Origin of the sequence: Hyphomicrobium denitrificans 1NES1 (assembly GCF_000230975.2) — a bacterium.
GTDB lineage: Bacteria > Pseudomonadota > Alphaproteobacteria > Rhizobiales > Hyphomicrobiaceae > Hyphomicrobium_B > Hyphomicrobium_B denitrificans_A.
In genome coordinates, this window is sequence record NC_021172.1 from 524,802 (window position 1) to 536,940 (window position 12,139).

Here is a 12,139-nt window from a genome sequence, read left to right on the forward strand (position 1 = left end):
AATATTTCGGCAGCCGAATCACATTTCGCCAAACATCATCGGGTGGCCTTTTGACCAGATCAGAGAATGTCTCGACGCGCCGCGTGCTGATTGCAAGCCTCGCGGGAACGACGATCGAGTTCTTTGATTTTTATATCTATGCTACCGCTGCGGTACTTGTTTTCCCGCAATTGTTTTTTCCAGGCGCCGACGCGACCACTGCGACACTCCAGTCTTTCGCAACATTTTCGATCGCTTTCTTTGCGCGCCCCGTCGGTGCCGTCCTGTTCGGGCATTTTGGCGATCGGGTTGGTCGTAAGGCGACGCTTGTTGCCGCGCTCCTGACGATGGGTCTGGCGACCATTACGATCGGGCTTCTGCCGACATATGCGACGGCCGGTATCTGGGCGCCATTCCTGCTTGCGATGTGTCGGTTCTTCCAGGGACTGGGTCTCGGCGGCGAATGGGGCGGGGCGGTGCTGCTAGCGACGGAGAATGCGCCGAAAGCCAAGAAGGCGTGGTTCGGAATGTTTCCGCAGCTTGGTGCACCCATCGGCTTCCTCTGCTCGACGGGCGTTTTTCTCGCAATCACCGAGCTTCTGAGCGATCAGCAGTTCCTCTCCTTCGGCTGGCGGATTCCGTTCATAGCCAGCGCAATCCTCGTGTTCGTCGGGCTCTATGTGCGTCTCCGCATCTCGGAAACACCGGCGTTCAAGACAGCCATCGAAAGGAACGAGCGGGTACGCGTGCCGTTGGCAACCGTGTTTTCGCGCCACCTCTGGCTGCTTATTCTGGGTACATTCGGCGCGTTGGCGACGTTCGTTCTGTTTTATCTGATGACGGTCTTTGCGCTGAGTTGGGGGATCGGCGACCTCGGCTTCACGCGAGAGCAGTTCCTGCCGATTCAGATGATCGGCGTTATCTTCTTCGGCCTGACGATTCCGCTTTCCGCATGGTTCGCTGATCGTATCGGCCGGCAGACTGTCCTGCTTTGGACGACGGCGCTCATCGGCATTTTCGGGCTTTTGTTCGAGCCGCTTTTTGGCTCCGGCAGTGTTGGCGCGGTAGTCGCATTCATGATTCTCGGTCTGGCGCTGATGGGCTTCACCTACGGTCCGCTTGGCACGGCGCTTTCGGAGCCATTTCCCGTCGGCGTGCGCTATACAGGTGCTTCACTCGCCTTCAATCTCGCCGGAATATTCGGTGCGTCTCTTGCTCCCTACGTTGCCACGATGCTTGCGACGAAATTCGGAATTCAAGCCGTCGGATTTTATCTCACGGCGGCTTCAATCATCACATTCCTGGCGCTCTGGGGGATCAGTCGGCATGCGCGCGATCTCAAGGCGACATCTCTGATCTCGCAAGAGCAGCCTGGCTGATCGTCTGCAAAGTCCGTATCGCCTCTGCATCGGCTCTGGGCCTAGAAAAGGCGCGTTGGCATTTACTGAACGCGCGTCAGGAAATTTCCCACCTCGGACCATTGCAGACCAATTTCGGTCGGAGGGGCAGGAATTCGGTTATACGAGCCGAGGTCCATAATGGACAGCTTATGGGGCGTCGTGAAGAAGCACACAGGCGCAAATTAATTTCTCTGTCGGAAAGTTTTTTTACTTGCACTCCTGTAAACGGCCATAATAGTGCGACAGGTAGTTGTCGCTGATTGCTTGTGGCTCGGCATGTTGAGCACTTCAAAAGCAGGTTCCGTTCGATGCGCTTTTTCAAGTGCTCGAAGGCCTGCGGGCGATCGAGAGGCATCGGAGTTCATCGCGGCATGCGTCGAGGAACCATTGAGCCTGGTCTCGGCGCGTTCCGGTGGCGAATGGCCAGGGCGAGCGTGTTCCTCCTCGATCGTCCTGGCCGAAATTCGCGTTGAGGGGGATCGTTGTGTTCCACTAGTCCTTCAGGCGCACACACAGCCCTTTTCCCACTGTGCGCCTAACTCGGCTGAGGGCGGCCGCTCTCAGCCGTCTTTTTCTGATTTCGCAATCGGTGAAGCCTTCCACGAAAGCGGGACTTGCTCGCGCCGTAGCCAGTCGGCCTCTCAGCAGAGGCTGCAGCGAAATTGAATAGGCAGTCATGTCTCTCTGGCTGGCTCAGAGCGGTTCAGAAGTACCGCGGCTATATTTCTGATGCCGATTTCGTCTCCGTGCTTCGCGAAGAGAGCGACGATTGCCTCCCCGACAATAATCTTTGCGAGCCTGACGAGGACCATGCTCGTGTTTGCGTCGGCCTCACGTGCGCACTCTCGGGGGCAGAAGAATTTTGCCAATCCCTCGTGGAATCCGGACTCATTCGCGGCGATGCGATCATGCGCGAGACATGTTTGGCCCAATGTTGGCGTGCTCCTGCCATCGTACAGGACGGCCGCGTGCATTCGGGGGCGGAAGACGTATCGGACTTCGCCGGTGAAGTGGGATTCGAGCACTACTGCGCTTCGGGTGGCTACGGCGTATTGAAAAGCTGTCTGGCAAAGCGGCGAAGTCTCGAAAGCGTCGTTTGCGCTTTATCTTCGACGGCGGTTCGCCTCTTTGAGAAGGCGGAAGCGCCCTTCGGCACGAGGATCAGAGAGCTTCGTGCGCGGAGTACAACCATTAAAGTCGTGATGCTTATCGATGAAGATCGGCCGGGAGAGATGGCGCAATCTTTCTTCTTGAGCCGATTTCCACATCGGGTGCTCGAAGGATTGTTGATCGTATCACATGCGCTCGGGGCGTCCGAGATCGTCCTTTATTATACACGCAGGCACGAAACTGCGTGCCGCAAGTTCTATAAGGAGTTTCTGTTTTTGCGCGACCGTGGATTGGGATCGAATTTTCAGTTCACGCTGATCGATGCAGACAGTCAATCGGAACAGCAGAGCTTGAGGCAAATCTGTCTTTCGTCGAACACCAAAGAACCAAGCGTTTCTGCGCTGATTGCCGATCCGGAATTTCTCTCGTGGGTCCCCGAGATCGTTGCGACGGGCGATGCGCTCGATGCCGATATGCCAGACGGCCCGCAGACGCTTTATGCATTGGTCGGCTGCGTTTCACGGCCCGGGATCTACAAGGCACCGGTCTTCAGCACCATTCACGACCTCATTGCATTAGCCGGCGGCATCAGGGCAGGCGAGAGTCTGCACAGCTTCGTGCCAGGCGACTGGGATCGTATGGCGCTTCCCGCGCATCACAGCAATCTGCGCGTCGACGCAGAAATTCTGGGGCATACGGAACGCATGGCTTTTCCTATCGTTTTTATTTCAAAAAGCGATAATCTTCTGCGGCAGACGGCATTCCAAGGTTTCTCCCAGTAGCCGCATCCTGCGGCCTCAGATGTCAGACATGGAAGGATTGTTCGATATGAGCGAAGCCGACGACAAATCCTCCGACGAGGAGAAGAAAGAGAGTTTGGTGCAGAGCGAGATGACTGCTCAAGTTGCCGTTCCGGAAGCAGAAAATGTCGAAAAGGCGGACAAGCCGACCATCGTATTGCCCGTCGCGCACCAATATTCGGCTTAAGCGTTCAGCGAGCAGACCAGGTCACCCAATGCGACGCGCGTAACGTCCGCTACGTCTCTTGGAATTTGCCCCAGTTCTCGAAAGCGTGCGACGACGGAGAGTTTCCTCGACATGATCGGACCCGGCAGCGGACATGTTATCAGTCTGTTGTTTTCGAGCTGAGATTCAGAGACGCAAAGCGCAGTTGAGATTGCAAATCCCCGTCCGGCGGAGACCATGGCGGCCACTGCATAGGGGCTGTCGTATTCGAACGACTGTGCGGCGACAATGCCAAGCCGGCGTAGGTGTCGTTCGATCTCGACGCCGGTTTGCGAACGGGCGCTAAAACGTATGAAAGGTTTGGTCTCGGCCAGCCGCCGCAGATCGTCGACGGTCAAGACCATGCGCGTTCCCTGAGGCAGAAGCAGGACGTAGGGTTCTCTTCCGATCTCCCATCGTTCGAGCCCAGCCGTCTCTTCGAGATCATCGACCCCGAGAAACAAATCGAGTTTGCGCGTCAATAGTTCGCTCGCATGCGCAGCGGTAAGGCCCGAGAGTATAGATACCTTGCCGGCGCGCGACTGCAGATACTCCGAGAGCTTGATCGTCAGGGCGCGGTTGAGGGAATCGACCAATCCGACGCGGATAAAGGAAACTTTTCCCTGTTTGGCATCTTGCAAGAGAGGAGAGATCTGGTGAGCGTCGGAAAGCAGGGCGGTTGCGCGCTGGCGCATCAACGATCCACTAAGCGTCAGCGCGAGCGGGCGGCACTTCCTATCGAATAAATCCGTGCCGGTGCGCTTCTCCAGTTCCGAAATCGTTTGTGATACGGCTGGCTGCGTAAGCCCGAGTTCACTTGCGGCGGCGGCCATGCCTCCAGTCTCGCAGACGGCGAGGAAAATCTCCAGCGAGCGAAGGTCGAACGGCAGAGACCGGTGCTTGAGTTTCATTGTCGTCGCAAAATTCTCTAATACGAATACCTACATCTCGTTTAGCCGCCACATCATCGTCGTAGCTTCGCATTCACGGCCGGTTGTCAGCGGCGGATGCATGATCTGAATGCGCCGCAGAGGCGTGATCTGATGCGTGCGCAAAAATGGCGCATGCTGATTGTGATTTTCCTCAGCATGCTGAATTCTTCGGCGTTGCAGCCCAACCGCTGCGGGCGGCCGAGGAACTTGCGAGCCGCGCCGGGTTGTTGTCGGCTTCGATTTCAACTGACTTGCAACGGGGCATTCGGATTTCATGGGCCACCCGAGGAGATGAAACGACTCCGGATGCACAAACTTGTGTGACTATAAAGAAAAAAAGTTTCTTTGCAATTGACTCAGTTGGTGTCTGCATATATTTTTTAGTCGTCGGGTACTCCCTTCTTCATTCCCGTACCCGATGTCCACGAGCGGGTCGGCGCCCTTGCGGGCGTCGGCCTAGTTCGTTTGTCGCCGGCGTCCGGAAACCAAGCGCTCTCAAATTTCGCCGGCGAGTTCGCTCGGCTCAACAAGCTCATCGATCAGCTTTCGCCTGATGTCCGCAAGACTGTCGTAATCGCGATCGTTGCGACGCGGCCGACGCTCGATCAGCTCTTTGACAAGGCGCTTGCCATTCCGGGTGTGAGCGCGCTCATCAAGCCGACGGTCGATAGCGTGCGTTTCGAGTTCGATACGCTGTCTACCGCCTAATCGATTTGGCATTTTCGGCCGGGCGTCGCCTTGTTTGGCATCCGCCCGGCCGATAATGAGATGGACTCAGATTACACCAAGCGCTTCCATCGCTTCGGCAACGCGGACGAAACTCGCGATGTTTGCTCCCAGGACATAGTCGCCGGGTGCGCCATATTCTTTGGCGGTTTCTGCGCAGCTATCATGGATGTCGCTCATGATGGTGGCGAGGCGCGCTTCCGTCTGCTCAAAGGTCCAGCTGTCACGTGAAGCGTTCTGCTGCATTTCGAGCGCCGAGGTGGCGACGCCACCGGCGTTAGCCGCCTTGCCGGGCGCGAACAGGACGCCGGCTTGCTGGAAGATGTGCACCGCTTCGGGCGTACAAGGCATGTTGGCGCCTTCGCCAACCGCAACGACACCGTTGCGGACGAGGGCCTGCGCATCCTTGCCGGTCAGTTCGTTCTGGGTGGCCGACGGCATCGCGACATCGCACGGAACGTCCCAGATCGAGCCGTCTTCGACATAGCGAACCGAAGGACCCTTGATCTTGGCGTATTCCGAAATGCGGCCACGCTTGACTTCCTTGATCTCTTTGACGAGTGCGAGATCGATGCCGTTTTCGTCGACGACGTAACCGTTCGAGTCCGAACACGCGACCACCTTGCCGCCGAATTCGGCAACCTTTTCGATGGCGTAGATCGCGACGTTGCCGGATCCCGACACGAGAACACGACGTCCTTCGAATGCCTGCTTTTTCGTGGCCAGCATGCTCTGGACGAAATACGTGGTACCGTAGCCAGTCGCTTCGGTTCGGGCGCGCGAGCCGCCATAAGCCAATCCTTTGCCTGTCAGGACTCCGGCTTCGTAGCGGTTGGTCAGGCGCTTGTACTGTCCGAACATGTAGCCGATCTCGCGGCCTCCGACGCCGATGTCACCGGCGGGAACGTCGGTGTATTCGCCGAGATGGCGATGGAGCTCGGTCATGAACGACTGGCAGAATCGCATGATCTCGTCGTCGGATCGGTCGCGCGGATTGAAGTCGGAGCCGCCCTTGCCGCCGCCGATCGGCATGCCGGTGAGCGCGTTCTTGAACGTCTGTTCGAAACCAAGGAACTTGATGATGCCGACGTTCACCGATGGGTGAAAACGCAGGCCACCCTTGTAGGGGCCGAGAGCCGAATTGAACTGCACCCGGAAACCACGATTGATCCGTACCTGTCCGGCGTCATCGACCCATGGCACGCGAAAGATGATCTGTCGCTCCGGCTCGCAAAGCCGCTCAATCAGGGCGTGGTTGTTGGTATATCGGGGATGTTTGGCGACGACGCGGCCGAGACTTCCGAGAACTTCCCTGACGGCTTGATGGAACTCTTCTTCGCCGGCGTTCCTGCGGAGAACCTCTGCAAGGATAGGAGCCAGCTTTTCGTCAATGTGAACCACTGTTTATGCATTCCGATTTGAGTTTGAGGCGTAGCGGTCCTAGCCTAATTATTGGGCAATGTGAACATTTTGTTATCAGTCTTTCATTGACGCCGATTGGTGCCTTCCGGTGCCGATCGCTCTCCGTGAATGGCGGGTTCGGAGGCCGGAATGCGTGACTTCCCGGTGCGCCTACGAAGGGAAGCTCGCGAACTTTCCGGATGTTGTGCCCACGATCCGATCTACGGATGATGCAATCGAGAGCGTCAATGGCCGGCTCAATCTGGCCGGTTATGGGTGCGCCTGCTCCAGTGTCGCGAGAGTGTCGCGAGCGGATTTACCGCAGCGAGGCGGCCTACCGAAAAAGTTTGTACCCGGACCTCGGTTTCGACCCGTCTGATGTTCTGCTGTTTCTGTAGAGCGGTTGATCGGGAGCCCTCAGGCCAATCGGTATGCACCGTATATGCAGAGTCATGCTTCACACCCATTTTTGTATACTAAAAATGTATAATATGTGGTCAAGCTGCTCCTGGCGGCATTTGTCGCGCTTTTTTGTTTGCGCATTTGTCGTCTCGCACAACTTTGGAAGCTGGTGTTTTGTATCCTTCGGCGCAAAAGAAACTTATAGTCGGACTGCTGCGCCGCGCCGCCATGATGAGGAACTCGAACATTTGACGACGCCAATTGGCTGCCATCCCTAGAGGGTGGCGGTCCTCGATTGTGCCGAGTTTGAAAAATCGATGATGCAATCCCAGATAGGGCGCTGGGGCGAAAGAAGGCTAGAAATGCGGTCTCCAACCACGGTTACATCGGCTCTGTCGTTAGCTTTGCCCCGGACCGTCATCGACGCAGATAAGATTCTTAAAATCGGGATGCTCGCGCCGCTGTCGGGGAAAATGAAATCCTGGGCCGAACCGGGGTTCATGGGCTGCCTCATCTGGAAGGATTGGGTGAACAAGAAGGGTGGAATTCGGATCGGAGATCGCCGCTACCAGGTCGATGTCATTCCCTACGACACGCAGTTCAGGCCCGAAAAAGCCTTAGCCGGTGCTCGAAAATTGCTTATCGATCACGGTGTGCAGTTGGTGATGATGCTTGGCGGCAATGATTTCTCCCGCCCGCTGCGTGATTTCGTCAACCAGCGCAAAGCGCTGGTTACAACCTTGTTGCCGAGCGATCTGTCGCCAAATGCCCGCACGCTGATCGCACCCTGCGAAGTCCACCCTATCTACAACGTAACCGGCGTCGATTGGCTGGTTCGGGATGATCCGAGGCTCAAGACGGTGGCGATGTGCACCCAGAACGACGAGCATGGGCTGCCGTCGATCGCCACCTATCGTGCGGCTTTCGAGGCGGCGGGCCTGACGCTTGTCGACGAGCATCTGTTTCCCAACCAGACAAGCGATTTTTCCGAGATTATCGGGCGATTGCTCGAAAAGAAGCCGGATGTGCTGTGCTGGGATACCGCGTACGAGCCGTTCGTGCATGCGATGACGATCGAGGCTTACAAACGCGGCTTCAAGGGCCGGATCATCTCTTGTACGTGTGACAACTATCTAGAGCTGATCGAGAAAACGAGCCCGGAGTTCATGGAGAATTTTGTCTTCCAGTTTCCGGACTTCGACGACCCGCGGCTCAACGAGCCCCAGATCAATTTTGGCGATCCGGCCGGTTTTTTTAATGAGTTTTGCCGCCGCTACCCGGGAGAGTGGAGTGCCGTGTCGTGGGAATATGCCGCGATCCTTCAAATGTGGAAGGTCGCAGTCGAACGCGCCCGCACGATCGAGCCTTTGACGGTGCTGGCGATGATGAAAGTCGGCGGAAAGGGCAAGCACGTTTTCGGTGAAGCGACATGGTGGGGGCGTGAGCTGTTCGGCATCGATAACGCGCTCGTCGGGGATTGGCCTGTCGTTGCAATTCGCAACGGCCGGGCTCGGATCGTCGAGTTCGGCTCGCCTCTCACGTGGTGGAAGTCATACGGATATCTGCTGATCAAACATATGCGTGCCCTCAATCTGATGTGGGATCAGAGAGAAGAAAAATTGGCGTTGAGCCGCTGAGGCGATCAGCGTGCGTTCAGCAGGTCGTCTTGGGCTCCGGTGATGACGAGTTTCATAAACTCGACCGCGCTCTCGATATCGTGGTTTTCCAGCGCGGTGTAGAGCGACTTCAAGCGGTTTTGCGTGTCGCTGATGCGCTCGGGCGTCAGAGATTTGATCCGTGTAGCACACCAATGCGGCTGACGGCGCACCTCGGTGACGATCCTATAGACGGTGATGAGCAGCCGGTTATGGGTCCCCTCGGCGATGGTCATCAGAAACTTCTTTTCGAGATGCGCAAAGAGCTCGGCATCCGTGACGATCTTTTCGATTTCGTCGAATACGCTACGCAGATTGGCCAAATCTCGGACCGACATATAAAGCGCCGCGATTCTGACCATCTCAGGTTCGAGGATCGAGCAAAGAATATTCATTTCGAGCGGAGATGCCGTTTCGGCGATCGCGCTGATGTCCATGAGGTGACCGTTTCCCGACTTTTCACCTCCGACTGAGAATCCATTCTTGGGGGGGACATAGTTCACGAAGGTGCCGCTGTTCGGCTGCCGCTTCACGACGGCATAGGTTTCCAGAAAGTCGATGACCTGCCGGATAGCGGCACGGCTGAGGCTAAACTCCTTGGCCAGGTCTCTTTCAGAGGCGAGCCGCGTACCATACGAATAGTGGCCGGAAGCTATCTGATGAAAGAGCGCGTCCGCCGCAGCTTTCACGCGCTCTTTGATGAGCGGATGATTGTCCCTGGTCAGTTCCCAGGGTGGAAGTGCTTCGCTGATGCTATCGTCCATATTTGCACCTTGCCGCTTCAGTTGAGACGTCTCCGTCAATTGCGAGTCTCGTGGGCCGAATAAGACGGGCGTGCGGTGCAGCCCTTTCCAGCTATCTCGTCCGAATCCCTCATTCACTCGACCGTCCAGAAGCGATTCTTCAAAGCCCGCGAAATACGCTGTTTTCAGCTCTTTTTGCCGTGATTTGGTTTTTAATGGTCGACCACAAAATGTTGCGGTGCGAAATTTTCAAAAATTCTAACATTTCTTGAAACAATAATCAACCGTATTAAACCACGTGGATTCGGCGTTATTTCGTCAATATTTATTAGCGAGAAACAGCTAAGTTAGTGGCTATTTTACTGCATATTTTGCGCTGCGATGTGGTTATGAAGGCGGCTGTTTTCAAGCCTCAACCACTTTTTTGTGGTTGCGTTGTCGCAGATTTTGGACCTATACGTAGCTATATTGTCGACCAAAATGGCCTTAAATGGTTTAGTTTGGTTCTGGAAGAAGGGAGGAGCTCCGTACATGGCAAGAAACCCAAAACACGACATCCTGTTCGAGCCGATCAAGATCGGCCCCAAGACCATGAAGAACCGGTTCTATCAGGTGCCGCATTGTATCGGCGCGGGGTCGGAGAAGCCCGGAACGCAGGCTGGCCATCGCGGCATGAAGGCTGAAGGTGGTTGGGGTGCCTGCTGCACCGAATACTGCTCGATCTCACCGGAATCGGACGACTGCCATCGCGTTTCCGCACGCATCTGGGACGAGGGCGACGTCATCAACCTGCGTCACCTGAACGACAGCCTTCACAAGCACGGCGCGCTCGGCGGCGTTGAGCTTTGGTACGGTGGTTCGCATGCGCCGTGCATGGAATCGCGCGCGGTCTCCTACGGTCCGACCTCCCAGGCCTCAGAATTCGAATACCTGACCTACTGCCACGAAGCCGATCTCGACGACATCAAGCATCTTCAGAACCTCTACGTCGAGGCAGCGAAGCGTTCGGTCCAAGCTGGCTTCGATATCGTCTACGTTTATGGCGCGCACAGCTATCTGCCGCTTCAGTTTCTGTCCAAATATTACAATCGCCGGACCGACAGCTATGGCGGTTCGTTTGAAAACCGCGCCCGCTTCTGGGTCGAAACGCTCGAGAAGGTGAAGGCAGCCGTTGGCCACGAGGCCGCGATTGCCACGCGCTTCGCTGTCGATACACTTTATGGCGCCGATGGCGTCGAAGCGTTGGACGAAGGCATCAAGTTTGTTGAACTCGTCGACAGCAAGGGTCTGCTCGACCTTTGGGATCTCAACGTCGGCGATATCGCGGAGTGGGGCGAGGACGCGGGACCATCGCGCTTCTACAAAGCCGGTCATCAGCGCAATTGGACGGACGATTGCAAAAAGGCGGCGAAGGTTCCGGTTCTCGGCGTGAGCCGCGAGACGAGCCCCGACGATATGGCTGCACGCATTCGCGAAGGCCGTCTCGACATTCTCGGATTTGCCCGTCCGTCGATTGCCGATCCCTTCATTCCGAAGAAGATCGAAGAGGGTCGCTACGAGGACATCCGCGAGTGCATCGGCTGCAACGTCTGCATCTCGCGCTGGGAAATCGGCGGCCCGCCGATGATCTGCACGCAGAACGCCACGGCCAACGAAGAATATCGCCGCGGCTGGCATCCTGAAAAGTTCGCCAAGACCAAAGAGTCGTGCTCGGTTCTCGTCGTTGGCGCGGGTCCGGCAGGTATGGAATGCGCCCGAGTTCTTGGCGAGCGCGGCTATGACGTCCACCTTCGCGAAGCGGAAGCTGAAATCGGCGGCCGTATCCGTAAGGTCGTCAAATACCCGGGTCTCGCGGAGTGGGGTCGCGTCACGATCTATCGGCAACTGCAGCTGCAGAAGCTGAAGAACGTCGAAGTCCATACCGGCATCGGGAAAATGACGGCGGAAGATATTCTCAACTACGGCGCCGACAAGATTGTGCTCGCCACCGGCTCGCATTGGGCGACCGACGGCACGAACTTTGTCACGCACTCGCCTGTTGAGGGTATCGATGCCTCGCTTCCGCACATCTGCACGCCGGAGCAGATCCTGCTCGAGAACAAACCCGTCGGCGACAATGTTCTGGTTGTCGACTGCGACGGATATTTCACGGGCGTGTCGATCGCCGAATATCTCGCCGACCGTGGCAAGCACGTGAAAATCCTGACGCCGCTGAAGGGCGTCGCGCCTTATACGCACTTCACCCTCGAGGCGCCGAACCTTCATCGCATGATGTACGAGAAGAAGATCCACGAGCTGACCAGTCACTGGTTGACCAAGGTCGAGCCCGGGAAGGCCACCGCGTACTATCTCTTCCGCGACGGCTACAAGCGGAATCTCGGACCGAAAACCGGCGAGCTTCCGCGTCGTGCCGGCACGGATGTCGTGGAGGTGCCGTTCGATACGCTCGTCGTTTGCTCGGCGCGCGTGCCAAACGATAGCCTCTACCGCGAACTCGCCAAGCGCAAGAACGAATGGGAGAAGCGCGAAATACAAGCAGTCTATCAAGCGGGAGACTGCTTCGCTCCCGGCCTCATTGCACAGGCCGTGTTCGAAGGGCATCGCATCGCTCGGGAATTCGAGTCCTCCAACCCGCAGCGTGCGCAGCCCTGGATTCGCGAGCGGCAAGTTTGGGGTCACGAAACCTATCCCAAGCTCTCTGATCGCGAAACAGTGGGCTAAGCGCTTACCCGCACCGAGCCGGCTTTCAACCGGCTCGGTGCGATTCATGCGATCCGCGTCAGCGG

Annotated in this window: 9 protein-coding genes; 6 read left to right on the top strand and 3 right to left on the bottom strand. The window is 56.8% G+C overall.

The genetic code is table 11. The features are described 5' to 3' along the window. The first annotated feature begins 50 nt into the window (after window positions 1-50). The 3 genes from HYPDE_RS02490 (at window position 51) to HYPDE_RS02500 (ending at window position 3,476) form a co-directional block, all read left to right on the top strand. Window positions 51-1,358, top strand: coding sequence for an MFS transporter (locus HYPDE_RS02490; RefSeq protein WP_041319840.1), 1,308 nt, complete (start codon window positions 51-53; stop codon window positions 1,356-1,358). Between the two features lie 929 nt (window positions 1,359-2,287). Next, complete coding sequence (locus HYPDE_RS02495) at window positions 2,288-3,271, top strand: SLBB domain-containing protein (RefSeq protein WP_244437757.1); 984 nt, start codon at window positions 2,288-2,290, stop codon at window positions 3,269-3,271. 19 nt (window positions 3,272-3,290) lie between these two features. Next, the gene (locus HYPDE_RS02500; RefSeq protein ID WP_041319842.1) at window positions 3,291-3,476 is read left to right on the top strand and encodes a hypothetical protein; all 186 of its coding nucleotides are present in this window, start codon (window positions 3,291-3,293) and stop codon (window positions 3,474-3,476) included. Here the strand turns inward: HYPDE_RS02500 and HYPDE_RS02505 are convergent. Beyond that, entirely contained in the window at window positions 3,473-4,405 is a 933-nt protein-coding gene (locus tag HYPDE_RS02505) for a LysR family transcriptional regulator (RefSeq protein WP_015596760.1), read from the bottom strand. The genes HYPDE_RS02500 and HYPDE_RS02505 overlap by 4 nt on opposite strands. Window positions 4,406-4,891: 486 nt before the next feature. On the opposite strand from HYPDE_RS02505, the gene HYPDE_RS02515 reads away from it, so the two are divergent. Further along, the gene (locus HYPDE_RS02515) at window positions 4,892-5,134 is read left to right on the top strand and encodes a hypothetical protein (RefSeq protein WP_015596762.1); all 243 of its coding nucleotides are present in this window, start codon (window positions 4,892-4,894) and stop codon (window positions 5,132-5,134) included. Between the two features lie 66 nt (window positions 5,135-5,200). On the opposite strand, the gene gdhA is transcribed toward HYPDE_RS02515, so the two are convergent. Beyond that, entirely contained in the window at window positions 5,201-6,553 is a 1,353-nt protein-coding gene (gdhA, locus tag HYPDE_RS02520; protein ID WP_015596763.1) for an NADP-specific glutamate dehydrogenase, read from the bottom strand. A 764-nt stretch (window positions 6,554-7,317) separates the two neighbouring features. Between gdhA and HYPDE_RS02525 the strand changes: the two genes are divergently transcribed. Next, on the top strand, window positions 7,318-8,592 hold the full coding sequence (locus HYPDE_RS02525) for an ABC transporter substrate-binding protein (protein WP_041320760.1): 1,275 nt from the start codon (window positions 7,318-7,320) through the stop codon (window positions 8,590-8,592). Window positions 8,593-8,597: 5 nt separating this feature from the next. On the opposite strand, the gene HYPDE_RS02530 is transcribed toward HYPDE_RS02525, so the two are convergent. Next, a complete protein-coding gene (locus tag HYPDE_RS02530; protein WP_041320761.1) occupies window positions 8,598-9,374 on the bottom strand; it encodes a FadR/GntR family transcriptional regulator in 777 nt (258 codons plus the stop codon). Between the two features lie 510 nt (window positions 9,375-9,884). Between HYPDE_RS02530 and HYPDE_RS02535 the strand changes: the two genes are divergently transcribed. Beyond that, a complete protein-coding gene (locus HYPDE_RS02535; protein WP_015596767.1) occupies window positions 9,885-12,074 on the top strand; it encodes an FAD-dependent oxidoreductase in 2,190 nt (729 codons plus the stop codon). The last annotated feature ends 65 nt before the right edge of the window (window positions 12,075-12,139 follow it).